The organism is Campylobacter sp. BCW_6466, assembly GCF_001762835.1.
In the GTDB taxonomy this organism is placed as follows: Bacteria; Campylobacterota; Campylobacteria; order Campylobacterales; family Campylobacteraceae; genus Campylobacter_D; species Campylobacter_D jejuni.
Window position 1 is genome coordinate 26,961 of the sequence record NZ_MJXO01000019.1, and the last position, 26,496, is coordinate 53,456.

At 30.6% G+C, this 26,496-nt stretch carries 23 protein-coding genes and 1 pseudogene; 18 read left to right on the forward strand and 6 right to left on the reverse strand.

Translation table 11 applies throughout. From position 1 onward, the window contains the following. Positions 1 to 17: 17 nt before the first annotated feature. Both AJ887_RS01320 and dsbD read right to left on the reverse strand, forming a co-directional pair. A pseudogene (locus AJ887_RS01320) lies at positions 18 to 688 on the reverse strand (MOSC domain-containing protein). Further along, complete coding sequence (gene dsbD, locus AJ887_RS01325) at positions 685 to 2,388, reverse strand: protein-disulfide reductase DsbD (protein WP_070233267.1); 1,704 nt, start codon at positions 2,386 to 2,388, stop codon at positions 685 to 687. The pseudogene AJ887_RS01320 and the gene dsbD overlap by 4 nt, the downstream one beginning before the upstream one ends. Before the next feature lie 93 nt (positions 2,389 to 2,481). Here dsbD and ppk2 point away from each other — a divergent pair, with 93 nt between their 5' ends. The 5 genes from ppk2 to AJ887_RS01350 all read left to right on the forward strand — a co-directional run bounded on the left by ppk2 (position 2,482) and on the right by AJ887_RS01350 (position 9,110). Then, positions 2,482 to 3,363: a polyphosphate kinase 2 gene (gene ppk2, locus AJ887_RS01330; protein WP_070284707.1), complete on the forward strand. Its 882-nt coding sequence runs from the start codon at positions 2,482 to 2,484 to the stop codon at positions 3,361 to 3,363. A gap of 8 nt (positions 3,364 to 3,371) precedes the next feature. Continuing rightward, positions 3,372 to 4,562 (forward strand): M20 family metallopeptidase, encoded by a 1,191-nt coding sequence (locus AJ887_RS01335; protein WP_070284710.1) that lies wholly within the window; start codon positions 3,372 to 3,374, stop codon positions 4,560 to 4,562. Positions 4,563 to 4,640: 78 nt separating this feature from the next. Further along, positions 4,641 to 5,813 carry an efflux RND transporter periplasmic adaptor subunit gene (locus AJ887_RS01340; protein ID WP_070284711.1) on the forward strand — a complete coding sequence of 391 codons (1,173 nt, stop codon included), beginning with the start codon at positions 4,641 to 4,643 and terminating at the stop codon, positions 5,811 to 5,813. Continuing rightward, the gene (locus AJ887_RS01345; protein WP_070284712.1) at positions 5,813 to 7,738 is read left to right on the forward strand and encodes an ABC transporter permease; all 1,926 of its coding nucleotides are present in this window, start codon (positions 5,813 to 5,815) and stop codon (positions 7,736 to 7,738) included. The genes AJ887_RS01340 and AJ887_RS01345 overlap by 1 nt, the downstream gene beginning before the upstream one ends. Before the next feature lies 1 nt (position 7,739). After that, on the forward strand, positions 7,740 to 9,110 hold the full coding sequence (locus AJ887_RS01350) for a TolC family protein (protein ID WP_070284713.1): 1,371 nt from the start codon (positions 7,740 to 7,742) through the stop codon (positions 9,108 to 9,110). Between the two features lie 2 nt (positions 9,111 to 9,112). Here the strand turns inward: AJ887_RS01350 and AJ887_RS01355 are convergent, their stop codons facing one another. Genes AJ887_RS01355 through ctf form a run of 4 tightly spaced genes read right to left on the reverse strand, consistent with a single transcriptional unit; the run spans position 9,113 to position 13,212 of the window. Then, a complete protein-coding gene (locus tag AJ887_RS01355; RefSeq protein WP_070239707.1) occupies positions 9,113 to 10,291 on the reverse strand; it encodes an SGNH/GDSL hydrolase family protein in 1,179 nt (392 codons plus the stop codon). Continuing rightward, positions 10,278 to 11,288 carry a DUF459 domain-containing protein gene (locus AJ887_RS01360; protein WP_070239705.1) on the reverse strand — a complete coding sequence of 337 codons (1,011 nt, stop codon included), beginning with the start codon at positions 11,286 to 11,288 and terminating at the stop codon, positions 10,278 to 10,280. The genes AJ887_RS01355 and AJ887_RS01360 overlap by 14 nt, the downstream gene beginning before the upstream one ends. Beyond that, a complete protein-coding gene (locus tag AJ887_RS01365) occupies positions 11,289 to 12,665 on the reverse strand; it encodes an MBOAT family O-acyltransferase (protein ID WP_070239703.1) in 1,377 nt (458 codons plus the stop codon). A 43-nt stretch (positions 12,666 to 12,708) separates the two neighbouring features. Then, the gene (gene ctf / locus AJ887_RS01370) at positions 12,709 to 13,212 is read right to left on the reverse strand and encodes a non-heme ferritin (protein WP_002852256.1); all 504 of its coding nucleotides are present in this window, start codon (positions 13,210 to 13,212) and stop codon (positions 12,709 to 12,711) included. Between the two features lie 180 nt (positions 13,213 to 13,392). Between ctf and AJ887_RS01375 the strand changes: the two genes are divergently transcribed. From AJ887_RS01375 to hypA, 13 genes are all read left to right on the forward strand, one after another. After that, on the forward strand, positions 13,393 to 14,388 hold the full coding sequence (locus AJ887_RS01375; RefSeq protein WP_070239701.1) for a substrate-binding domain-containing protein: 996 nt from the start codon (positions 13,393 to 13,395) through the stop codon (positions 14,386 to 14,388). 9 nt (positions 14,389 to 14,397) lie between these two features. Then, a complete protein-coding gene (gene pstC / locus AJ887_RS01380) occupies positions 14,398 to 15,312 on the forward strand; it encodes a phosphate ABC transporter permease subunit PstC (protein ID WP_002784291.1) in 915 nt (304 codons plus the stop codon). After that, the gene (pstA, locus tag AJ887_RS01385) at positions 15,309 to 16,397 is read left to right on the forward strand and encodes a phosphate ABC transporter permease PstA (protein WP_070239699.1); all 1,089 of its coding nucleotides are present in this window, start codon (positions 15,309 to 15,311) and stop codon (positions 16,395 to 16,397) included. The genes pstC and pstA overlap by 4 nt, the downstream gene beginning before the upstream one ends. Next, entirely contained in the window at positions 16,394 to 17,134 is a 741-nt protein-coding gene (gene pstB / locus AJ887_RS01390) for a phosphate ABC transporter ATP-binding protein PstB (protein ID WP_044779313.1), read from the forward strand. The genes pstA and pstB overlap by 4 nt, the downstream gene beginning before the upstream one ends. Before the next feature lie 77 nt (positions 17,135 to 17,211). After that, entirely contained in the window at positions 17,212 to 18,528 is a 1,317-nt protein-coding gene (locus tag AJ887_RS01395) for an MATE family efflux transporter (RefSeq protein WP_070284714.1), read from the forward strand. After that, complete coding sequence (locus tag AJ887_RS01400; RefSeq protein ID WP_070210813.1) at positions 18,504 to 19,151, forward strand: M48 family metallopeptidase; 648 nt, start codon at positions 18,504 to 18,506, stop codon at positions 19,149 to 19,151. The genes AJ887_RS01395 and AJ887_RS01400 overlap by 25 nt, the downstream gene beginning before the upstream one ends. Positions 19,152 to 19,192: 41 nt before the next feature. Next, positions 19,193 to 20,713, forward strand: coding sequence for a hypothetical protein (locus AJ887_RS01405; protein ID WP_070239697.1), 1,521 nt, complete (start codon positions 19,193 to 19,195; stop codon positions 20,711 to 20,713). Next, the gene (hypF, locus tag AJ887_RS01410; protein WP_070239696.1) at positions 20,694 to 22,883 is read left to right on the forward strand and encodes a carbamoyltransferase HypF; all 2,190 of its coding nucleotides are present in this window, start codon (positions 20,694 to 20,696) and stop codon (positions 22,881 to 22,883) included. The genes AJ887_RS01405 and hypF overlap by 20 nt, the downstream gene beginning before the upstream one ends. Positions 22,884 to 22,960: 77 nt before the next feature. Continuing rightward, positions 22,961 to 23,704, forward strand: coding sequence for a hydrogenase nickel incorporation protein HypB (gene hypB / locus AJ887_RS01415; protein WP_070239694.1), 744 nt, complete (start codon positions 22,961 to 22,963; stop codon positions 23,702 to 23,704). Continuing rightward, positions 23,704 to 23,985 carry a HypC/HybG/HupF family hydrogenase formation chaperone gene (locus AJ887_RS01420; protein WP_002776342.1) on the forward strand — a complete coding sequence of 94 codons (282 nt, stop codon included), beginning with the start codon at positions 23,704 to 23,706 and terminating at the stop codon, positions 23,983 to 23,985. The genes hypB and AJ887_RS01420 overlap by 1 nt, the downstream gene beginning before the upstream one ends. Next, a complete protein-coding gene (gene hypD / locus AJ887_RS01425) occupies positions 23,969 to 25,060 on the forward strand; it encodes a hydrogenase formation protein HypD (protein ID WP_070239692.1) in 1,092 nt (363 codons plus the stop codon). Before AJ887_RS01420 ends, hypD begins: the two co-directional genes overlap by 17 nt. Then, a complete protein-coding gene (gene hypE / locus AJ887_RS01430) occupies positions 25,057 to 26,031 on the forward strand; it encodes a hydrogenase expression/formation protein HypE (RefSeq protein ID WP_070239690.1) in 975 nt (324 codons plus the stop codon). Before hypD ends, hypE begins: the two co-directional genes overlap by 4 nt. After that, positions 26,031 to 26,375 (forward strand): hydrogenase maturation nickel metallochaperone HypA, encoded by a 345-nt coding sequence (gene hypA, locus AJ887_RS01435; protein WP_070239688.1) that lies wholly within the window; start codon positions 26,031 to 26,033, stop codon positions 26,373 to 26,375. Before hypE ends, hypA begins: the two co-directional genes overlap by 1 nt. Positions 26,376 to 26,496 lie beyond the last annotated feature (121 nt).

Genomic DNA, 26,496 nt, shown 5'->3' on the forward strand with positions numbered 1-26,496 from the left:
AAAATAACTTTAAAAACTTATAAGCTATCCATATAGCTTGTATCGTAAGTATTTTTTAAGCGTTTGTGTATCGTTTCGTGCCAATTTTGAGATATGAGAGAGTTTAATTTTTCTAATTTATCTAATTAAATTTGGATTTTTCTTAAGAATTTGATGTGGGGAGTAAAAAAGTTGATTGAGTTTAAATATACTAAGTGAAGTAGATTTTTTTTCTAAAATTTTAATGTTTTCATACTTTCGTATTTGTTCAACTTGTAAAACTTTATAATACCATCCACTCAAGCCCATTTTAAAAATTTCATGTGTAAAATTTGAATTATTGTGAATTTTAGAAATTTTTACACAAGGTTTTCTAGGTTCGCTTACTTGCAGTTTTGCATTTGAAATTTGATGTATATCATCTATGCAAACATTTTGTTCATAAAGCCCATCGATGCTCAAATTTTCACTCATTGAGCCAAAATTTAGCTTTTTATTAAGAAATCTTTCTCATATAGGATAGTTTTGACAAGAGTTGGCAAAAATACCTTATGGTAGCCTCCGTGATGAATTTTATTAGCTATTTGATCATCTAAAATACCCAGAAAATCAATCTATGTTTTTTCTAGGTAAATATCTTTAATAAATGCGTTTTGGAAATTTTTATGGTTTTTTTAATTTTCCCTATTTGCAAACTTTGAATTTTCATGGTTCTAGTTTTTTTAATAAATCATCAGCACTGATAAAACCCGTGATTTTTAATTTTTCTTTTCCATTTTCAAAGAAAATTAAAACAGGTGGGCCAAAAACATTAAATTCTTTCATGGTTTTAATTTGTTCATTATTATTTTCGCTTACATCAACTTTGATAAGTTTGTAATTTTGCATTTTTTGTATGATTCTTTCATCGCTAAAGGTTAATTCATCTAAAAGTTTGCAATTTTCACACCAAGATGCAGTAAAATCAAGCATTATGGGCTTTGTATTTGTTTGTATTTCTTGCTTTAATTGTTCAAAATTACTGATATAATCATAGCTTAGAGCAGGTTTTGAGGTAGATGTAGTATTGAAATTTAAAGGATTTAAGAAATTTTTAACCCCAAAAATTCCCCCTAGGAAAATGCTTAGAGAATAAGCTAAAATAAGAATTAAAATACTTTTTTTAATTTTAGAAATTATCGTAAAACTTTTTTCAAAAATTCCCATAAAAACACTAAAAAATACACCTAAAATTCCATAGGCAATTAAAATGTAATTTTCTTCAATAATTCTAGAAAGTATCCAAATAGCCATAGCCAACATAACAAAAGCAAAGAAAATTTTTACTTTTTCCATCCAAAAACCAGGCTTAATAAAACCTAATCCTAAGCCTATGAAAAGCAAAGGTATACCCATGCCAAAACTCATGATAAAAAGTGCACTACCACCTAATAAAGCATTGCCTGTATTGGCTATATAAATTAAAGCACCTGCTAAAGGGGCTGCTACGCAAGGACCTACTATTAAAGCAGATAAAAATCCCATAATAGCTATACCTACAACTCCCTTTCCTTTTTCGCTTTTTTTATGTATAAAGGTTTGAAATCTTAATGGTAATTCGAAACGAAAAGCTCCAAACATAGCAAAAGCAAAAGCTATGAAAATTAGAGCAAAAAGAATTAAAATAATAGGTTTTTGTAAAATTCCTTGAATACTTGCTCCTAGAAAACTTGCTATAACTCCAGCAATAGCATAGGCTAAAGACATGAAAAAAACATAGATAAAAGAGAGAAAAAAACTATATTTTTTTGAAAATTTAGCATTACTTTTTGCTACGATAAGAGAAGATAAAATCGGAATCATAGGTAAAATACAAGGCGTTAAGGAGAGTAAAAGTCCATAGCCAAAAAAACTTAGCAAAATCCAAAAAAAGTTATCTGTTGCTAAAAAATTTGCTATAGAGCTTTCTTCAGATTCAATTTTAGTTTTTTTATCTGTTTTTTGAGCTTTATAAGGTTTTGAAATTTCAAAAGTATCTTTTTTAGAAATGAGATCAAAGTACCAAGTTTGAGGATTATAACACAAGCCTTGTTCAGAACAACCTTGAAATTCGAGTTTGATTAAATTTGTAGTATTTTTTGCAAAGCGCTCTAGTAGTAAATTTGGCAAAGCTAAATTTAATTTTTGATAATAAACATTTTCATTGCCTCTTGTAGAGCTTTGAGGTAAATTAATCAAAGAACTTATATCTTTTTCATTTATATATAATTTAAGTTTATTAGAATAAAGATAAATATCTTTTCCAAGTTCAATATCAATTGAGATAGAGTTATTATAAGAGTTTGATTTTACATTAAAAGCTTCATTTAAAGACAATATAGAAGCAAAACATAAACAAAAACTTAATAAAATAATACCAAAAATACGCATAAATTTCCTAAAAACTTATTTTTCCTTTATCTTTAGCTTCAATTATAATTTATTATGGTAAATTTGCTTTAAATACTTTATAAAGGTTTGAAAATGCAAGAAAATAATTCTCTAAAAACACAAGGGGCTGTTAAAAAGAATGAAATTTATATTTCCGTTAAAAGAAAGAAAAGTACAATAGAATATGAAAAAGATTTAAAGAATTTGCAAATTGAACTTTTGAAATTTCAAAATCATGTTAAAGCCAAGGGTTTAAAGGTTCTTATACTTATAGAAGGACGCGATGCAGCTGGAAAAGGTGGGGCGATTAAACGTTTGATTGAGCATTTAAACCCGCGTGGTTGCCGCGTTGTGGCTCTTGAAAAACCTAGCGATGTGGAAAAAACACAGTGGTATTTTCAGCGTTATATAGCACATTTGCCCTCAGCCGGTGAGATTGTGATTTTTGACAGATCTTGGTATAATCGTGCAGGAGTAGAACCGGTGATGGGTTTTTGCACACCGCAACAACATAAAGATTTTTTAAGAGAAGTGCCTTTGTTTGAAAATATGATTTCAAATAGTGATATTACTTTTTTTAAATTTTATTTTTCGGTATCAAAAGATGAGCAAAAAAAACGTTTTGAAAAACGCCGAAGTGATCCACTTAAACAATATAAATTATCTCCTGTAGATCAAAAATCGCAAGAATTATGGGATAAATATACTTTAGCTAAATACTCTATGCTTTTAGCATCTAATACCCCAGCTTGTCCTTGGACTATTATTTCTTCTGATGATAAGAAAAAAGCAAGATTAAATTTATTGCGTTTTATACTTTCTAAGGTAGAATATCCAAATAAAAAAACTGGAGATTTTTCCAAAATTGATGCAAAATTAGTGCGTAGTGGAGAAGAAGAAATACGAAAAATGGAGGCGAATTTGGAAAAACTTGACAGTAAAAAAGCAGATGAAAAAATAAAAGATTTAGATTAAGGAAAAGAATGCATAAGCTGGTTGAAAATTTAGCACTAAAGTACTATGATAAAGTAGTTGATTTAAGACATCAAATTCATATGCATCCTGAGCTTGAATTTGAAGAAGAAAATACAGCTCATTTAGTGTGTAAAATTTTAGATGAGTTTGGCATTAAATATCAAAAAAATATTGCAAAAACAGGAATTTTAGCTATTATAGAAGGAAAAAAGAAGAGTCAGAAAAAACCAAAATGCGTTCTTTTAAGAGCGGATATGGATGCTTTGCCTGTACAAGAAAAAACTAATCTAAGTTATGCTTCAAAAATTGATGGTAAGATGCACGCATGTGGACATGATGGACATACAGCAGGACTTTTGGGAGCTGCTTTGATATTAAATGAGCTCAAAGATGAATTTTGTGGCACGATTAAATTTATGTTTCAGCCCGCAGAAGAGGGAAGCGGTGGAGCTAAACCTATGATAGAATCAGGTGTATTGGAAAATCCTTATGTTGATGCAGTTTTTGGTTGTCATTTATGGGGGCCTTTGCTTGAAAATACTGCTCAAATTGTAAGTGGTGAAATGATGGCTGGAACGGATATTTTTGATTTGGAATTTATTGGCAGAGGAGGACATGGAGCTCATCCGCACACTTGTATAGATCCTATAATTATGGCAACGCAATTTGTAAATAATATACAAAGTGTTGTTTCTAGGCGTTTAGCCCCTTATGAAGCAGGGGTGATTACCGTAGGTCAAATTTGTGCAGGAACTACTTATAATGTTATTCCTACAAATGCTTATTTAAAAGGAACTGTGCGTTTTTTAAATGATAAAACACAAGATATTTTAAAAAGTTCTCTAGAAGAAGTGGTTGCTGCTACAGCAAAATCTAATGGTGGAGATTATAAACTTAAATATACTAAAGAATTTCCTCCATTGATTAATGATGAAAAAGCTGCTTTAATAGCAAGAAAAGCTTTTGCAAAGGTCTTAGGAGAAGAAAATATCATTGTTTCTTCTAAACCTGACATGGGGGCTGAAGATTTTGCTTTTTTAACACGAGAAAGAATGGGAGCTTATGTATTTGTTGGAATTTCAAAGGATTTAAATCACCCAGCTTTGCACCATAGTTCTACTTTTTGTTGGGATGATGAAAATTTAAAAGTTTTAATGCAGGGTGATGTGATGATGGCTTTAGAATTTTTAAATTTATAAAATAGAATTAAAAATTCACAAAAAATTCACAAAAAATGAGTAAAATTTAATCTTGATTTTTCTTTAGGATTTGTTATTATGAAAAAGAAGATTGTTTTAATCATTTTAATTGCAATACTTGGAAGTGTTGGGGCTTATTTTATTTTTTTTAATAATGATGAAAAAATCAGCTATTTAACTCAAAAAATACAAAAAAAAGATATATCTCAAACCATAGAGGCAGTAGGAAAGGTATATGCCAAAGATCAAGTCGATGTGGGTGCTCAAGTTAGCGGACAAATTATAAAACTTTATGTGGATGTGGGGGCTCATGTAAAGCAAGGTGATTTGATCGCTCAAATTGACAAAGATAAACAACAAAACGATTTAGATATTACAAAAGCTCAGCTTGAAAGCGCTAAGGCTAATTTAGAGAGTAAAAAAGTTGCTCTTGAGATTGCGAATAAGCAGTATCAAAGAGAGCAAAAACTTTATGCAGCTAAAGCAAGTTCTCTTGAAAATTTAGAAACTCAAAAAAATAATTATTATACTTTAAAAGCCAATGTTACAGAGCTTAATGCTCAAGTAGTTCAGCTTGAAATCACTCTTAAAAATGCACAAAAAGATTTAGGTTATACAACCATTACTGCTCCTATGGATGGTGTTGTGATTAATGTAGCTGTAGATGAAGGACAAACAGTTAATGCTAATCAAAACACTCCTACTATAGTCCGTATAGCTAATTTAGACGAAATGGAAGTAAGAATGGAAATAGCAGAGGCTGATGTGAGTAAGATAAAAGTAGGAACAGAGCTTGATTTTTCTTTGCTTAATGATCCTCAAAAAACTTATCATGCTACTATTGCAAGTATAGATCCAGCTGATACTGAAGTGAGTGATTCTAGTACAAGCTCAAGCTCATCAAGTTCGAGTTCTTCAAGCTCAAGCTCATCAAATGCTATTTATTATTACGCAAAATTTTATGTAGCCAATAAAGATGATTTTTTGCGCATTGGTATGAGTATACAAAATGAAATTGTCGTAGCGAGTGCAAAGGCTGTTTTAGCAGTGCCAACTTATGCAATTAAAAGCGATCCAAAAGGCTATTATGTTGAAATTTTAGAAAATCAAAAAGCTGTTAAAAAATATGTCAAACTTGGCATTAAAGATTCTATCAACACTCAAATTTTAGAAGGTGTAAATGAAAATGAAGAATTGATAGTAAGTTCAAGTGCTGATGGCTTAGCTCCTAAAATGAAGTTGAGATTTTAATGATTTTTCTTAAAAATATTTGCAAGAATATAGGCGAAAATGCCATTTTAAAAAATGTAAGTTTAAGTATAGAAAAAGGTGAATTTGTTGCTATTATAGGACAAAGTGGAAGTGGTAAAACTTCACTTTTAAATATCATAGGAACATTAGATGCGCCAAGTAGCGGAACTTATGTTTTTGATGAGTATGAAGTCACTAAACTTAATAACGACGAAAAAGCAAGATTAAGGCGTGAAAAAATAGGCTTTATATTTCAAAGATATAATCTTTTAAGCTTGCTTAGTGCTAAAGAAAATGTTTCTTTACCTGCAGTTTATGCGGGAAAAAATTTACAAGAAAGAAGTCAAAATGCTAAAAAACTCTTAAATGATTTAGAATTAGTTCACAAGTTAGATTCTAAACCGAATGAATTAAGCGGAGGGCAGCAACAACGCGTTTCTATAGCAAGAGCTTTAATCAATGGTGGAGAGCTTATTTTGGCTGATGAGCCAACGGGAGCTTTGGATAGTAAAAGCGGTATTATGGTGCTTGAAATTTTACAAAAACTTAACGCACAAGGTCATACTATAGTCTTAGTAACTCACGATCCAAAAATTGCAGCACAAGCTAAAAGGGTTATAGAGATTAAAGATGGAGAAATTTTAAGCGATACTAAAAAGGAAAAAGCTCAAGAAAAACTTATTTTAAAAACAATGCCCAAAGAGAAAAAAACACTTACTTTTCTTAAAAATCAAGCCTTTGAGTGTTTTAAGATAGCTTATTCTTCCATACTTGCACACAAACTTCGTTCTATTTTAACTATGCTTGGAATCATCATAGGTATTGCTTCTGTAGTTTGTGTTGTAGCTTTGGGATTGGGCTCTCAAGCTAAGGTGCTTGAGTCTATTGCGAGACTCGGGACAAATACTATTGAAATTCGTCCTGGAAGGGGTTTTGGAGATTTGCGTTCGGGTAAAACAAGGCTTAATTTTAGCGATTTAGAAACGCTAAGATCCCTAGAATACTTAGAAGCAGTGGATGCTCATTCAAATACTTCAGGAGTAGCAACTTATACTAATATTTCTTTAAGCGCAAGAGCTGAAGGAGTGGGGGTAAATAATTTTGCTATAGAAGGCTTAAGGATAGATGCGGGAAGAATTTTAGATAATGATGATGTAAAAAATAGCACCAATGTTGCTGTATTGGATTTTAATGCTAAAAAAAATCTTTTTCCTGATGAAAAAAGTGAAAATATTTTAGGTCGTGTGGTACTTTTTAATTCTCAACCTTTTAAGATTATAGGAGTTTTACAAAAAGATACAGACAAACCTATAGAAGATAATGTAGTGCGTCTTTATATACCCTATACAACACTGATGAATAAGCTTACAGGAGATAGAAATTTGCGTGAAATCATAGTTAAGGTTAAAGATGATGTGAGTTCAACTTTGGCTGAAAATGCTATCATAAGAATTTTAGAAATTAAACGCGGACAAAAGGATTTTTTTACTTTTAATTCTGATACCTTTAAGCAAGCTATTACAGCAAATAAACGCACTACAACCATACTTACCGCTTGTGTGGCTGTGATTGCTTTGATTGTTGGGGGTATAGGAGTGATGAATATCATGCTTGTTTCTGTAAGCGAAAGAACGAGAGAAATTGGCATACGCATGGCTATAGGGGCTAGAAGAGAAGATATTATGATGCAGTTTTTAATCGAAGCGGTTATGATTTGTACCATAGGGGCGATTTTAGGTGTGATTTTATCGATTTTTGTTATTTTTGCTTTTAATACTTTAAGTACGGATTTTCCTATGATTTTAAATGCCTATTCTGTGCTTTTAGGACTTTTAAGTTCTATGTTTATTGGTGTGATTTTTGGTTTTTTCCCTGCAAGAAATGCAGCAAATTTAAATCCTATTAGTGCATTATCAAAGGAATAAAATGAAAATAATATTCAGCATTTTTTTAGCATTTTTCTTGAGTGCTTGTGGTGCAAAACTTAGCTTGCCTAAAGAAGTTGATTTAACTCAAGAACAAATGAAAGATTTAAATCTCACTTATGATTGGTATAAATCCTACGATAATGCAAAATTAAATGAATTTCTAAATTTTGTTTTATTGAATAATAGTGATATTAATATTGCTAGAAAAACTTTGTTTTCAGCTTTGGCTAGAGCTGATTTGATTGATTATGATTTATATCCGACTTTAAGTGGAAATTTGGGTTTTGGTGCGGATAAAGATTTAAATTCAGGCAAACAAAGTAAAAATTTCAATAATTCTTTAAATTTAAGCTATGAGCTTGATATTTATGGCAAATTAAGAGATAGCGCAAGTGCAAGTGAATTTAGTGCGAAAGCAAGTGCTTATGATCTTGAAAATTTAAAAATAAGCATGATCAATACAGCTTTAAATAATGTGTTTGAGCTGGCTTATTTTAACGATGTAGATAAATTGCTTCGAGTCTATCTTTCAAATTTAGAACAAATGAAAGAGCTTTATAGCTATAAATACAAGCTTGGAAAAATAGAAGAATTAGATCTTTTAAACATAGAACAAAGCTTATTAAGAGCTAAACAAAATTTATTAAGCAATGATAAAAATCGTAATTTACTCATAAAAAATTTACAAGATTTATTGGCAAAGCAAGAAGGTTTTGCCTATATAGAGTATTTTAAAACTTTATCTTTAAATGATTTTAAAACCTTAAGTCCTGATTTTAATATACCTTTAAAAGCCTTAGCATACCGTGCAGATGTGAGGTCTAAACTCAATAGCTTAAAATCAGCTTTTAAGGATTATTCTTCCATGCAAAAATCTATTTTGCCTAGCATTTCTTTAGGTGGAGCATTAAGCGGAAGGGATAAAAAAATCGATGATAGTTTTAAATTTGAAATTTTAGGTGGCAATGTTAAGATTTCTTTACCTTTCTTGGATTATGGTAGGGTAAAGCAAAATATCAAAATTTCACAATTTGCTTATGAACAACTTTTAATTTCTTATGAGCAAGCTTTACAAAGTGCGATGAATGAATTTGCATTGAATTATAAAGACTATCAAAGCGACACCTTGCTTTTGCAAAATTTGCAAAATATTAACATTAAACAAGAGCTTATCGCTAAGGCGTATTATGAAAAATATATTTTAGGAAAAAGCGAATTAAAAGATTATTTGGATGCAAATAATACTTTAAATTCTACCCAGCAAGAATTTTTAAGAGCTAGATTTAATCTTTTAAAAACCATTAATTCTTACTATCAAATCACAGCTTTAAGTTTTAATGATGAAAACTTAGAATTTCCTAAGTATTAAATTTAATAATCGATGATATTTTTTAAATCCTCGAGTAACTTTTTAGCCATCAGCTCATAGCCTTTTATAGTAAGATGTACATCATTGAGCGAAAGCTTTTGTTCTATCCATTTGTTTTTTCCCCCACTATCTTGCATAAACTGATGCATATCAAAGATAAGAGTTTTTTCTTCTTTAGCAACTTCATATAATGCTTTGCGTATGGTAAAAAAATCAGGAGCAAGCTTATAGTTTTTACCCTGTTTTTGAACTACGGTTGGTGGAGAGATTAGCATGATAACAGCGTTTTTATTGTAAGTTTTTAAAATGCTAATCCATTTTTTTAAATTATTTTTGAATTTTTGTTTTTCAAACCCTTTAAAGAGTGCATCATTAGAACCATAGGCAAGAATAATTAAATCATTGTGTAAAAGTTCTAGTTCTTTTTTTACAACTGCTTGATTCCAAGAGAGCCATAAATCACTTTTGGCACCATTGATTGCAATGGTATCTAAGAAAACATTATTATTTTTATTTGTGATGAAATATCCTCCTAGCTCAGCATCCTTTTGTAAGGCTGAAATTTGCAAAGGAAGATCAAGTTCTAGTTCTTTATAAGACCATTTGTTAATTTGTGTAGTTCTTAACTCATAGCTTTGATTTTTTGCATCTTTGATGCTAAAAGCATTGGTGCTTTGCTTGGCTTTAAATAAAAATCCTATTTTGAAATTTTTTTTATCTAAGGTTGTATCAAGGTTGATTTTTGCACCTTTGGTTTTTGCTTTGGCTATTATTCCACCTAGTGGAAAATTATGTCCAGCATTAGCAGGATTTCTTGAGTTTAAAATTTCAAAGTTTTTATAAGAATAAAAAAGATTAAGATTTTGTTGATATTTAGGCTGTAGAGGATAGGCAAAACCTATAGAGTTAGAGCGGATTAAATATCCTCTTATGACACGCGGAAAGAAATCAGCTGCCATATGAGAATCCCCATAAATTCTAATTCCTATGTTTTGATTTTTTTCTAATTTTTTTTCTAGATTTTTAAGATCTTTTTTTGATACATAATTTGTTAAAGCAGGGTGATTTTTGTTTTGATTGAGTATGGAATCTATTGTGTCATTTGTATTTAAATTTTGTGCATAAGAGCTAGTAAAAATAATAAAAAACAATAAGATAATTTTAAATTTATTTACTAGCATTTTCTTCCTTAAGTTTTATGTGTTCTAATAAAAGTTTAGACATTTCTCTTGCACCACTTGGGGTAAAGTGAATCCCATCATCTGTTCTTACTTTTATACTTCTATTGTTTTCATCTTTTATATAAGCTGAGTATTCATCATTGACACTAAAAAATAGTTTAGTGTTGATAAAAATTTCTTTATTTTTAAGAATTTCATTGCTGTAAATTTTATTGAGCACTTGTATTTTTTTGTTCAAATCTTCTTTTTTTACAGGAGGGATTTCAAACCAAAAAACTTTGGCTTTATGTTTTTTAGCGATTTTAATGATTTCATCTACACGATTTGTATAAATATCTATCCAAGAAGGAGAGCCAAAACGATGGTAATTTCCTCCTTTTTTAATATCCCAAGGATCATTAGCACCAAGAAGAACAACAAGATATTTAATATTTGAGTTTTTAATAAAAGCTTCATTGGTGGCTTTTGACCAGTTAAAATAGGATTTATAAGAAAGGCCTGTATTTTGTTTACTAAGATCGGTTACCTTAAGACTTAAATTTCTTAAATCTCTATTTAAAGCTATTGCAACACCTTGCATTAAAGAATCTCCGATAAATAAAAACTCATCTCCATTTTGTAGCTCTAATTTGGTATTGTCGATAAAACTAATATTTGCATCTTGGATTAAGGTTAGATTTGTTTCTTTATGAGAAGTGTTTTCATCATTTTCTAAAGTGTTTAAAACTTTATCTATTTTACTTAAGTTTTCATCTGTTGATTTACTTTCTTGATTTGTATCTTCTTCATTGGTTTGAGGCAAGGGTTCGTTGCTTAAAATTGCACGAATTTGTTCCAATTTAATTTTGAAGCCATTGGCTTCTTTTAAAAGATCATTATGAGGATAGAATGCAAAATGATATTTTTGTTCTATATAAGAGCTAATGCTCTGATTCATAACTACAACAACCAAGCCAAGCACTATAATCAAAATGAAGAAAAATCTAACTGCACTCATCTAAAAACTCGAATAAATAAAATCAGGAATTCCATCTGGCATAAAAGCAAAAACCAAAAGTAAAATAAAAGCTATAATAAAAGGTTTTAGTAAAAATGGAGTAAGGTTTAAAATCTTAATGCAATATTCTTTAAAATTAATAAATAAAGGATAGATCATAAAAAGAACCCCAAAAGCAACCAACATATAAATATCATTATAAGATGGAATTTGGAAGAAATTATAATAACAAGCTTTAAAATATTCTATTGCATCTTCTAGATTTTTGCTATAGTAAAAGAAAATCCAAGTAAAACATACAAATTGAAAGGTTAAAAATCTTCCTAAAGCTGGAATTTTTTGTAAACTAAATTTGCTTAAAGCTAGCAAATGTATAAAAACTATGCCAATACCATGCAATAAACCCCAAACAATAAAAGCAAGTGTATTACCATGCCACATACCTGAAAGTATAAAAGCGATGAGTATGTTAACTATAGTGCGTGGCATTCCTTTTCTATTGCCCCCTAAAGGTATATAGATATAATCTCTTATAAAGGTTGAAAGACTGATATGCCATCTAGTCCAAAAATCTTTTAGGTTTTTTGCAAGATAAGGCATGTTAAAGTTAGGTGGAAGGGTAAAACCTAACATTAAAGCAAAAGCACAAACTAAATCAACATATCCGCTAAAATCGCAGTATATTTGAATCGCATAGGCGTAAATTGCGCTTAAAAGTTGTATGAAATTATAAGATTGTGGAAAGTCTAAAATACTTTTAGCATAAATTCCAAGGTAATTGGCTATTAAAACTTTTTTAACTATACCAAAAACAAGCAAGATGATGATTAAATTTGCATGTTTAAATTCGCGTTTTTGATAGGCTTGTTCAAAGAAAAAAGAACTTCGCATAATAGGCCCTGAAAGTAGTGTTGGAAAAAATGATAAGAAGGTTGCTAAATTTAAAAAGCTTTCTAAACGGCGTTTTTGGTAAACTTCTACAAGATAAGTGATAGAAGTAAAGGTATAAAAACTAATTCCTATTGGAAATACTAAATCAATATTTAAAAATTCTAAACCGAAAAAATCTAATATCTCATCAATACTTCCTTTGATGCTAGGAAAGTATTTAAAAAAACATAAATTTAAAACAATAAAAGCCATACAAGTAGCGAAAATATAACGCTTGCGACGCACAAAAATAAGCAAGGCAAAATAGTGTATAAAAAAGGTGTATATAAATAAAACCAAGGCGAAATAAGGATTGATTAAAATATAAATAATATAAGAGAAAATTAAAATTAAAATATTTTGTATTTTGTAATCATTTTTAAAAGTCCAATAAATAGCAAAAAAAGCTATCATTAAGATACTAAATTCTAAAGAAAAATAAGTCATACCTTATAATCCAAAGCGAGATTTGCCCATAGTAGGGCAAAGATTATTTTTTTCTGCTTAATGCAATATTTTTGATGTATTGATCAGCTAAATAAAGTCCATTTCCGTGTTCTCCGATTAATTTAATCTTGTCAACTATACCACGGAAAAGTGCTTCTTCTTCGTGTTGTTCGCTTACATACCATTGTAAGAAATTAAAAGTAGAATAGTCTTTATGTGTTAGCATGTGTTCAACTAAAGTATTGATTGATTTTGTGATAAATTGCTCATGTTCATAGGTTTTTTCAAAAACATCAAGCAAGGATTTGAAATTTTGTTCAGGCTGTTTTACTTCTTGAAGTTCTACATGAGAATCTGTCTCATTAAGATAAGTGATAAGCTTTTTAGCATGATCGCTTTCTTCGCTTGCATGTGCAAACAAGAAGGCTCCAGCTCCATCAAGACTGTTTTCATAGCACCAAGAGCTCATACTAAGATATAAGTTCGCTGCATACATTTCTTTGTTTATTTGTTCATTGAGTAATTTTACAACTTCTTTAGAAAGCATTCCTATCTCCTTATTAAAATTTAAATAATGTTTCATAATGATATATTATTTTTTTAAAAACAAGCTAAATTTTTGATAGTTAAAAATTATATTTGAGAAAAATATAAAATAAAAAATGTTTCCAAAATGTTTCCAAGTTTTTTTAAACTTCCATTACTTTTTTAAAGTTAAGGAGAAAAAATGAAAAAAATTCTATCTTTAAGTGTGGCAAGTCTTGTACTTTGTGGTGCTTTAAATGCAGCAGATTTAAAAATCGCAGGTTCATCGACTGTGTATCCTTTTACTTCTTTTGTAGCTGAAGAATATGCTTCGATTAAAAATACAAAAACTCCTATAGTAGAGAGCTTGGGAACAGGGGGTGGATTTAAGGTATTTTGTGAAGGAACTACTGATATTTCTAATGCTTCAAGACCTATGAAATTAAGCGAATTTGAAACTTGCAAAAAAGCAGGAGTAACTGACATAGTAGGGATTATGATAGGTTATGATGGTATAGTTTTAGCTCAAAATAAAACCAATGCTCCATTAAATATCACAAAAAAAGAACTTTTCTTAGCATTGGCAAAAGAAATTCCACAAAATGGAAAACTTATACCAAATCCTTATACAAACTGGAATCAAATCAATAAAAATTTACCAAATCGTAAAATTAGTGTTTATGGTCCACCATCAAGTTCGGGAACAAGAGATACTATAGAAGAGCTTGTTATGAGTGATGTGTCTAAAAAAATTCCTGAGTATAAAGGCGAGTATAAAACTTTGCGTCAAGATGGTGCTTATATCCCAAGCGGTGAAAATGATAATCTAATCGTTTCAAAACTTACTATTGATAAAGATGCTTTTGGAATTTTTGGTTATAGCTTTTTAGTGAGTAACTCAGATAAAATCAATGTCGCTACTATTGATGGTGTTGCACCAAGTGAAGAAAATATTGCGGATGAAAAATACGAACTTGCAAGAAGTTTGTTTATTTATATCAATGCTAAGAAAAATCCAAAAGAAGCCTTTGAATTTGCAAAAATTTACATGAGTGATGATTTGGCAAAAAGTGGCGGAGAACTTGAAAAAATAGGACTTGTTCCTTTAAGCGATGATAAATTAAAAGCTTCTCAAAAACATATAGAAGATAGAAAAATTTTAAATGATGAGCTTGTAAAAGCTGGAAAAGTTTTTTAAGGAAAAACTTTGCTAAAAGAAAAAATAATCAAATTTGCACTTTTTTTATGTGCTTTTGTAAGCGTGATAGTAAGCTTTGCTATCATGCTTACAATTTTAATTGAAGCTTTAAAATTCTTTCAAAAAGAAAGTGTTGTTACCTTTTTATTCTCAAGTCAGTGGGCAGCTGATGCAGCTTTTATGAATGCAGATGGCACGAGCAAACAAGGTGTTTTTGGGGCACTATCGCTTTTTTGGGGAACTTTTTATATTTCATTGATTGCTATGCTAACGGCTTTACCTTTAGGGGTTATGTGTGCTATATATTTAGGTGTTTTTGCTGGCAAAAAATCTAAAAATTACTTAAAACCTATTTTAGAAATCATTGCAGGGATTCCTACTGTTGTTTTTGGATTTTTTGCGGCTATAGTTGTAGCGCCTTTTATAGTGTGGTTTTTTTCTTTATTTGGCATACAAGCAAGTTTTCAAAGTGCTTTAGGCGCAGGTTTTATCATGGGGATCATGATAGTGCCTATAGTAGCTTCTTTATCTCAAGATTGCATTGAAGCAGTAAGCGAGAAAAGGATTAATGGTGCTTATGCTTTAGGCATGACAAAAAAAGAAGTGGTTTTTGCTGTGATTTTACCTGAGGCTATTCCTGGTATAGTTGCAGCTTGTCTTTTAGGACTTTCAAGAGCCTTAGGTGAAACCATGATAGTGGTAATGGCAGCTTCTTTGCGTCCAAATTTAACGATGAATTTTTTAGAAGATATGACAACAGTAACGGTAAAAATTGTAGAAGCTTTAAGTGGAGATCAAGCTTTTGATAGCTCTTTGGCTTTAAGTGCTTTTTCTTTAGGTTTAGTGCTTTTTATCATCACTTTAATCATCAATATGTTTAGTGTTTATCTTATCAATCGCTTTCACAAAAGGAAAAATTTATGAAAAAACTTTTTAAAAAAAGACAAAAAGCTTCAAAGTCTTTTAAAAGACTTTGTAAAATGGGGCTTTATATTAATTTAATTTTTCTTTGTATCTTTTTAGGAAGTGTGGGTTATCTTGGAATTGGAGCTTTTAAACAAACTTATATTTTTGTAGAGGCTAATAGAAATTCTCCTGTTTATGATCTTTTATCTCGTGCTGAGCAAAGAAAGATAAGAACAGGGCAAATTACTGAAAAATCTTGGCTTTTAGCAAATTCAGAAGTAGATCAATACATGAAACAAAAATATAATCGTCTTAGTGAAAAGCAAAGAGCTTTAGTCGATGATCTTGTGCAAAAAGGCGAGATAGAGCTTAAATTTAATAGCAATTTCTTTTTAAATGGGGACTCAAAATCTCCTGAAAATTCAGGAATTTTATCTTCAGTTGTAGGGACTTTGCTTGTTATGCTTGTTTGTATGGTTGTGAGTGTTCCTATAGGCGTTGCAGCAGCAATTTATTTAGAAGAATTTGCACCGCAAAATTTATTTACACATTTTATAGAAGTGTGTATTAACAACCTTGCAAGTATTCCTAGCATCTTGTTTGGACTTTTAGGACTTGGAGTGTTTATCAATCTTTTTGGAATGCCTCGATCAAGTGCTTTAGTGGGTGGGCTTACTTTGGCGATCATGAGTTTACCTATTATCATTGTTTCAACCAAAGCGGCTTTAAAAAGTGTGGACATTAACATGAAAAATGCCGCTTATGCCTTAGGCATGACAAAGGTTCAAATGGTAAAAGGTATTATGTTGCCTTTGGCTATGCCTATGATTTTAACAGGTTCTATTTTGACTTTAGCTGGGGCTATAGGCGAGACTGCGCCTTTGATGATTATCGGTATGATAGCATTTATCCCTGATGTAGCTAGTTCGATTTTTGATCCAACTAGCGTTTTGCCTGCTCAAATTTACTCATGGTCCGCTATGCCAGAGCGTGCATTTTTAGAAAGAACAGCAGCGGGTATTATTGTGCTTTTAGGACTTTTGGTCGTGTTAAATCTTAGTGCGATATTATTAAGAAAATATTTTCAAGGAAAATTAAAGTGATAGCAAAAACAACAAATTTAAATTTATTTTATGGAAAAAAACAAGCTTTATTTGATATCAATATGCAAATAGAACAAAACAAAATTACCGCACTCATTGGTGCTTCAGGATGCGGTAAATCCACTTTTTTGCGTTGTTTTAATAGAATGAATGATAAAATTGCAAAAATCGATGGTTTAGTAGAAATTGAAGGAAAGGATGTTAAAAATCAAGATGTAGTAGTCTTGCGTAAAAATGTAGGCATGGTTTTTCAACAACCTAATGTTTTTGTAAAAAGCATTTATGAAAACATCTCCTATGCACCAAAACTTCACGGTATGATTAAAAATAAAGATGAAGAAGAAGCTTTGGTGGTGGATTGTTTGCAAAAAGTAGGGCTTTTTGAAGAAGTTAAAGACAAACTAAAGCAAAATGCCCTAGCTCTTTCAGGCGGACAACAACAACGCCTTTGTATCGCAAGAGCTTTAGCAATAAAACCTAAGCTCTTGCTTTTAGATGAGCCAACTTCCGCACTTGATCCTATTAGCTCAGGTGTTATAGAAGAGCTTTTAAAAGAATTAAGTCATAATCTTTCTATGATTATGGTAACGCACAACATGCAACAAGGCAAACGCGTGGCTGATTATACAGCATTTTTTCACCTTGGAGAGCTTATAGAATTTGGTGAAAGTAAAGAATTTTTTGAAAATCCAAAACAAGAAAAAACCAAGGCTTATCTAAGCGGTACTTTTGGATAATAAAGCCGCTTTTTAGCGGTTTTTATTTTAAGAAAAATTTGTTAAAATTTGCCTTTTATCTTTGTAAGGTATTAATTATGGCAAAAAAACAACTCTCTTTAACAAGACTTAGTTTTCCTATATTTTGGGACTTGCTTTCTAAGTATTTAACTGTGATTATCAATACCGCTATGGTGTCGCATTATTCTAATTTTCTTGTCGGTGCTATGGGGGCTGGAAATCAAATTTTAGATCTTTTTATCACTATTTTTTCATTTTTAAGTGTGGGTTGTAGTGTGGTGATAGCTCAGGCTATTGGTGCAAAAGATCATGTTTTAGCAAGAAAAGTAATCCATCAAAGTTTGTTTTTAAATGCACTTTTAGGCTTTGTATGTGGTGCGCTTATTTTATGGCATGGGGAGTATTTGCTTTATCTTTTAAAAATCCCACAAGAATTGCTTAAAGACAGCGAAATTTACTTGCATATGCTTGCAATTTGTTTGTTTTTTGATGCCATAGGTATTGTTTTAGCGGCTATTGTAAGGGTTTATAATATGGCTTATTGGGTTATGCTTATAGGCTTTTTGATGGATATAGTGGTGATTTGTGGAAATTATTATGTTTTGCATTATACAAAATCAGAACTTTTTGGAGTAGGGCTTAGTAATATTTTTGCCCGTATTGTTGCTATAGTGGCTTTACTTGTGATACTTTTTTATAAACTTAAAATTCATCTTAAAATCAAAGAAATGATAAAACTTGAAAAAGAAGTTTTAAAAAAGGTTTTAAATATAGGTGGGTTTTCAGCAGGGGAAAATCTTTTGTGGATAGTCCAATACACTATAGCTTTTGCTTTTGTAGCAAGCTTAGGCGAAGCAAGTTTGAGTGTGCAAACGATTTATTTTCAAATTTCAATGCTTATTATGCTTATAGGACAAGCTACAAGCATAGCTAATGAAATCATAGTAGGTAAATTAGTCGGTGCTAGATATGAAAATATCGCTTATAAACATGCTTGGCGTGCTTTATATTTTAGTGTGGTGGCAAGTGCTTTAGTGGCACTTTTGAATTATCTTTGTCAAGATTTTACAATGCAAATTTTAGGACTTAAAGAAGAGTTAAAAAATTTAATGATACCTTTATTTGCCCTTTCAATCTTTCTTGAAATTTCGCGAACTTTCAATATAGTCATGGTTAATTCCTTGCGTGCAAGTGGCGATGCTAAGTTTCCATTTTTTAGCGGACTTGTTTTTATGATGGGAGTATCTTTGCCTGTGGGTTATGTGTTTTGTTTTCATTTTAATCTTGGAATTTTAGGGATTTGGATAGGATTTTGTGCGGATGAATTTTTACGTGGAATGGTAAATTCATACAGATGGAAAAGCAAAAAATGGCAAGGCAAAGCTCTAGTTTAAAATCATTTATTTATAAAGATGAGTGCTATTTTTATTCTAAAAAACGCATAAAAACTTTAAGATTAAGGCTCAATGAAAGGGGTGAATTTGTTCTTAGCATTCCTTATTTTTGCACCTTTAAAAGCGTTTATGAGTTTTTAGATAAATCAAGTTCTTGGATAAATGAGGCAAAAAAAAGATTTGAAAAAAAAGTTTTAAAAGATGATGAATTAATCTTTTTAGCTAAAAAATATAAAATTATATTTGATGAAAATGCCAAAAAAACTTATTTTGATAAAGATAAAATTCTTTGTCAAAATGAAGCAAAATTAGATTTATTTTTAAGACAAAATGCCAAAAAGATTTTTGCTTTTTATCTTAAAAAATGGAGCCAAAAAACAGGTTTATTTTATACGCATTTAAGCATTAAAAATATGAAAACGCGTTGGGGTTCATGTAATCATAATAAAGCTTATATTAATTTAAATTTAAAACTCATTCAAAAGAGTTTAAAGGCTATTGAATATGTGATTTTGCATGAAATCAGCCACTTAAAATTCCCTAATCACAGCAAAGAATTTTACGCTTTTATGGAGCATTTTATGAGCGATTTTAGACAAAGAGAGAAAGAATTTTTAAGTTAAAAATGTTATATTTATAGTTTATTTTTCAAAAAAGGCATAATATGACTTTGGATTTTGATTTTATTTATAATGCGGATAATGATATTTTTGAATATTTATTGCGTTTTTATGCGAAAAATTATAACTACACCCTTAGTAAAGAAGAAAATATTTATCATTTTTCTATTAATGCAGATGAAGAAAATTTAAAGACTTTTTGTGATTCTTTAAATTTTATGAGTCATAGTGTTTTTTTGAAAAAATTTGATGTAAAAGTGGGGCAGGATTTTAGCCCTTGTATGCCAGAAGATAAAGAATTTTCAAAATTTTCTTATATTACTCATTTAAATTCTAATGCCTATCAAGAAAAAAAACTTTTAAAAAAAAACGAATGGGGCGTGTTTTGTGAGTGTGAATTTTCAAGCAATTTATCAGAATTTGAAAAAATCAATGAAGAAAATTTCAATACTTTTTTAAATCTTGCCTTTGATTTGTTAAGTCAAGAAAAAAAGATTTATTTAAAAGATAAAAATGGCATTTATGAATTTTCTTTATTTAAGAACGAATTTATAGGAGATTTTTTACTTCCTTGTGATATTAAGGCTATAAATTCAGTTTTTGTTTGTTCAAATGAAAATTTAAAACTTCTTGCAAGTTTAGAAAAACCTTTGATGAAGTTAAGACTTAATGCCATGTTTAGAAAAAATCACAATCTTGATTTTAATGATTTTAAAATCAGACTTGCTAGAGATTTGTTTTGCTTTGCTTTAGGTTTAAAACTTTTTGAAAATGAATATAAATTTTTAAGCGTAAAAAAAATAGAAGAATACCAAAAAGATTTTTATATCAGTGCTTTAGATGAGCAAGTAGTAGTTTTAGAGGGTTTTGAATTTATCAATGCTAAGGCAAGAGAGCTTATTTTTTCTAAAGAAGATAAAAATATGGCAAGAATTTCTTATCTTGTAAGCCGTTATAAAGAAAAAGCTTTTATTTTAGAGCTTAGCAAAGATGATGAAGATATTTTGCTTATCAACAAAGAGCTTAATTTGCTTAAACTTTCTTTACCAAAGCACAGCAAAGAACTTTATGAAGAGATTAAAAAAGATGAAATTGGTGCAAGGCTTTTAGAAAATTTTAGCAAGGAATTTCCTCTTTTAGATGAAAATTTTGAGCTTCAAAACAATTTTTATTCCTTGCTTGGCTTGGTAGGTAGAGTGCTAAATTTGGGTAAAAATTTACAAGAGAGTGCTAGTGAGCTTTTAAAAATTGCTGATGAGTCAAAAATGCCTCGCGGAGTAAAGATTGATTATCGCTTGAAAGAAGATAAAAGTTTTGATTATACAAGAACCTTAAGATCTACTATGAGTTTTATGTTAGCAGGTGTAGATAATACTAATATCGCTTATGGAGCGGTTGAGAGTTTGGCTTATTTCTTGCGTGATACTTATGATGAATTAAGAGAGAAAAAGCAAAGTGATTTAGCACTTATAAGTGGATCTTTGTTTGAACATAAATCTTTACTTAAAAATACTTTAAAACATCTTAAAAATTGTCAGTTAAGCGATGTGCCGTTTAGGATATAAGATCAAAATTTCAGGTCTAGTTCAAGGGGTGGGTTTTCGCCCTTTAGTTTATGAACTAGCTTTGAAATCAAAGCTTTTTGGAGAGGTAAGAAATGATGGTTTTGGGGTAGAAATCATCCTTGCTTGTACTCAAAAAGAATGTGAAAATTTCATAGAAAATTTAAAAAATCATCCCCCACCTTTAGCAAGAATAGACAGGCTTATAATCACGCAAATTTCTATTTCAAACTATGAAAATTTTAGTATCACTCCTTCTTTAAAGAACACAAAAAGCACACCTATGTTAAGTGATTTTGCGCTTTGTAAGGAATGTAAAAAAGAATTTTTTGATGAAAAAAATCCACGCTTTTTATACCCTTTTATCACTTGCACACATTGTGGGCCACGCTTTAGTATTATAAAAAGTCTTCCTTATGATAGGATTAATACTTCCATGCAAGAATTATTGATGTGTGAGTTTTGCAAAAGCGAATACGAAGATCCTAAAAATAGGCGTTTTCATGCCCAGCCTATTAGTTGTCCTAAGTGTAAAATCAATGTTTTTCTTAAAAATCCAAAGGGTGAAATTTTAGCCAAAGATCAAGAAGCTTTTATGCAAAGTTCGAAGTTTTTAAAGGAAGGTAAAATTTTAGCCATAAAAGGCATGGGCGGTTTTCATCTCATGTGCGATGCTTTTAATGAAGAAGCTTTAAAAACTCTAAGACTTAGAAAAAATCGCCCCAAAAAACCCTTTGCTTTGATGTGTAAAGATTTACAAAGTGCTAAAGAACTTGCCTTTATAGATGAAAAAGAAGAAGCTTTGCTTGGCGGGGTTTTAGCTCCTATTGTGATTTTAAAGGCAAAAAAAGCCTTTTCTTTAATCGCACCTGATGTTGATAAAATCGGTATTATGCTAGCTTATACGCCTTTACATCTTTTGCTTTTTGAGTATTTTAAAGGAAGTCTTGTGGCAACAAGTGCGAATTTAAGCGGAGAAAGTATCATTAAAGATGAGTTTAATTTGTGTCAAAAACTTGATAAAGTTTTTGATTTTTATTTGGATTATGATAGAGAAATTATCAACGCAAGCGATGATAGCATAGCTCAAGTGGTAAATGGTAAAACTATGTTTTTGCGTACTTCAAGGGGTTTAAATCCTTTTTATTTGGAAAGAAATTTTAATAAAAAAGGCACTTTTTTAGCTTTGGGCGCGGAGCTTAAAAATGAATTTGTGATTTTTTATGAAAATAAACTTTTAATTTCTCCTTATATAGGGGATTTGAAAAGTCTTGATGTGCATGAGAGATTTTTTAAACTTTTAGAATTTTTTAAAAAAAATTATGATTTGAAATTTGATGCGATTTTGTGCGATAAACACCCGCATTTTAGCTATGCAAAAGAATTTGAAGAAAGGATTAAAATTTCTCATCATTATGCGCATTTTTGTGCGGTTTATTTTGAATACGAAGAAAATTTTGCAAAAGATGAAAAGGCTTTAGCTTTTATTTGTGATGGAACAGGTTATGGCGAAGATGGCAAAATTTGGGGCGGAGAAGTTTTTATAGGAAATTTAAAAGAATATGAAAGAATTACACATTTTGAAAATTTCACTCTTATAAATAGCGATATTAAAAATATACAAAATTTGGCTCTAAGTCTTATTTTTCATTATGATTTAGAAGATAAGGCTAAGGATTTTTTAGCAAAAATTCCAAAAATCAAACTTGAAAATCTTAAAAAAATTTATTCACATTCTAACTTACAAACAAGTTCCTTAGGACGCATTATCGATGCTTTTGGAAGTATTGTTTTTAACTTAGAAAAAAGCTCTTATGAGGCTCAAGTTGGCTTGATGTGTGAAGCTTTTTATGATAAAAATCTTGATTTTTCTTATAAGCTTTTTGTAGAAAAAGGGCAGGTTAATTTTAAAAATTTAATTTTAGGGGCTTTGCAAGATGAAAAAACTAAAGCAATTACAGGTATGTTTAATGCCTTGGCAAATTTTATCATAGATTTTAGCAAAGATTATGATTTAAAAGTGCTTTTAAGTGGAGGAGTTTTTCAAAACAAAACCTTGCTTGAAATTTTAAAAGCTAAAAATTTTGATTTTTTTGTACCTTTAAAATACCCTTGCAATGATAGCTCCATAGCCTTAGGACAAATGGTACATTTTTTAAATTTAGAAAAATAAAGCAAATATTCTAAAAACTCATAATTTTTTAATGCTTTTAAGGTTAAAATGAAGCAAAAATTATAAAAGGAAAGAAAATGTGTAAAGATTGCGGCTGTTCTATAAATTCAAGCCATACGCACGATCATCATCGCGATCACCATCATGAAAATCCAAGCTTAAAAGAGAGTAAAACCATAGAAGTGATTTCTAAAATTTTAAGCAAAAACGACGAAGAAGCTAAGCACAATAGAGCGCATTTTAATGAAGCTAACACGCTTTGTATTAATTTAATGAGTTCTCCAGGTAGTGGAAAAACCACGCTTTTAGAAAGTACGATCAAGGCTTTGAAAAATGAGCTTAAAATCGCTGTGATTGAAGGGGATTTAGAAACCAATAATGACGCTCTAAGAGTAAAAAATGCCGGAGCTTTGGCATATCAAATCACTACAGGGCAAAGCTGCCATTTGGATGCTTTTATGGTGCATGAGGCTTTGCATCATTTGGCAATTGATGATGTGGATTTGCTTTTTATAGAAAATGTTGGAAATTTAGTTTGTCCTGCAAGCTATGATTTAGGAGAGCATTTAAATGTGGTTTTGCTTTCGGTAACCGAAGGAAGTGATAAACCGCAAAAATATCCTGTGATGTTCAAAAAGGCTGATATAGTTTTAATCACAAAGGCAGATTTGGCTCATCATTTTGATTTTGATGTTAAAGAGGCGACTAGGTTGATTAAAGAATTAAATCCTAGAGCAGATATTATCACTCTTGATGCAAAAAATGGCACCAATATGGAGCTTTGGTATAAGGTGCTTAAACTTAAAAAGGAGCTTTTTTAATGTGTTTATCCATACCTTCTGAAATTTTAGAAATCGATGAGTTAAACAATGCTTTAGTGCAAACTTTAGGTGTGAAAAGAAAAGTTAATTTGGATTTGATTGATGAGCCTTTAAAACAAGGCGATTATGTCTTAATCCATGTAGGCGTTGCTATGGAAAAAATCGACAAAGAAGCTGCACTAGAAAGCATTAAAACCTATCAAGAAATAGTAGAAAAAATGAATAGCGGAGAGATAAAAAGCGATGAGGGAGATTTGGGTTTAAATGAATTTCATCGATGAATTTAGAGATAAAGAAAGTATTTTAGCTTTAAAAAAACTCATAGAACAAGAACTTAAAAATCCTATTAACATCATGGAAATTTGCGGTGGGCATACGCATAGTATTATGAAATATGCCCTGCCTTCTATTTTGCCAAAGGAAATTAACTTCATCCATGGGCCAGGATGTCCTGTTTGTGTTATGCCAAGAGTTCGCATTGATACAGCCATTAAACTAGCCTCTATGAAAGATACGATTTTTTGTACTTTAGGAGATCTTTTAAGAGTGCCTGGAAGTGAAATTTCTTTACTGGATTTAAGAGCTAAAGGGGCTGATGTTAGAGCACTTTATTCTCCGCTTGAGGTTTTAGAAATCGCTAAGCAAAATTTAAATAAAAATATCATCTTTTTTGCTATAGGCTTTGAAACCACTACGCCTATGAGTGCTTTACTTCTTCAAAAGGTTATAGAAGAGAAAATAAATAATGTCTTTTTTCATATCAATCATATCACAGTTCCAGCACCTATAGAAGCGATTATGAATGATGAAAATGTAAAAATCAATGCTTTTTTAGGTCCTTCTCATGTGAGTGTGATTACAGGTTATGGTATTTATGAGCCTTTAGCAGCAAAGTTTAAAACCCCTATAGCAGTGAGTGGTTTTGAGCCAGTTGATATTTTAGAAAGTGTATTAAATATCATAAAACAAAGCAATGAAGGCACTTTTAAAGTGTATAATCAATACAAAAGAGCCGTAAGCAAAGAAGGCAATATTAAAGCGCAAAATTTGGTAAAAAAATACTTTAGAGTGTGTGATTTTGAATTTCGTGGCTTAGGACTTATTAAAGATGGAGGTTTGGAGCTAAAAGAAGAATTTAGCGCCTATGATGCAAGTAAAAAATTTGATTGCACGGTGCAAAGTAAAAATGAAAGCAAAGCCTGTATTTGCGGACAAATTTTAAGAGGTTTGGCTAAGCCTTATGATTGTAAAGTTTTTGGTAAGGCTTGTACGCCAAGAAGTCCTATAGGAAGTTGCATGGTTTCTGGCGAGGGTGCTTGTGCGGCGTATTATAAATACTCAAAGGTGAATGTATGAAAAATATTTCCTTAGCTCACGGAGGTGGTGGAGAAGAGATGAATGAGCTTTTAACTAAGCTTTTTAAGATCTTTGATAATGAAATTTTAAACGCAAATAATGATGCGGCGATTTTGGGAAATTTGGCTTTAAGCACGGATTCTTTTGTTTTAAGTCCGATTTTTTTAGATGAAGAGGTTAATATAGGCAAACTTTGTGTTTGTGGTTCTATTAACGATGTTTTGATGGTGGGTGCTAAGCCAAAATATCTAAGCTTAGGACTTATCCTAGAAGAAGGTTTTGAGTTAGAGAAACTAGAACGTATTTTAAAAAGCATTAAAGAAGAATGTGAAAAATGTGGAGTTATGTTAGTTTGTGGCGATACTAAAGTCGTTCCTAAGGGTAAAGCAGATGAAATTTATATCAACACTACAGCCTTAGGTGAAATTATTTCCAAAAAAGAAAGTAAAAATATCAAAGCAGGGTTTAGCATACTTCTTTCAGGCGATATAGGAAGGCATGGGGCTAGTGTTTTAATCAAAAGAAATGAGTTAGAAGCTGATATTAAAAGTGATTGTAAGGCTTTGGATAAAGAGGTTTTAGAGCTTTTAGAAAAAGATATAAAGGTTGTAGCTATGAGAGATGCTACTCGCGGAGGGCTTAGTGCGGTTTTAAATGAGTGGGCAAAGCAAAGCGGAAATGATCTTTTAATCTTTGAAGAAAAAATCATCGTTCAAGATGAGGTTTTAGGACTTTGTGAGCTTTTTGGTTATGAAGCTTATGAGCTTGCAAATGAGGGCACTTTCATACTTTGCGTGGAAAAAGAAGATGAATTAAAAGCCTTGGAAATTCTAAAAAAATACAATGTAAATGCGAGTATTATAGGAGAAGTTTTAGAAGAGAAAAAAGCACGCGTGATTTTACAAAACGCTTATGGGGCAAAACGCTTTTTAGAAAGCCCTAAAGGCGAACTTTTACCAAGAATTTGCTAATGCACGAATTAAGTATAGTAGAATCTTTAATCGAACTTTGCGAAGAAAATGCCTTAAACAATAAGGCTTGTAATGTGCAAGAAATTTATGTAAAAATCGGACGTTTAAGCGGTATAGAAGTGGATCTTTTTAAGCGTTGTTTTGAAACTTTTAAAGAAAACTCAAATATTTGCAAAAATGCTAAACTTTTTATAGAGCTTGCTCCGCTTGAAATTTTATGCTTAAAATGCGATCAAATAAGCATTTTAGAAGAAAATGTTTTTAAGTGTCCTAAATGTGAAAGTATAGAATATAAAATCACACAAGGTGAGGACTTGCATCTTATGCGACTTGTGATGAAATAATACATTGTGATACTTGGTTAAGTATAGCTAATTTATAGATAAAATATCTAAAAAATATAAAATCAAAAATTTTAAATTTTATCTAGAATATAAAAACTAAAGATGATAATTTTAAATAAAA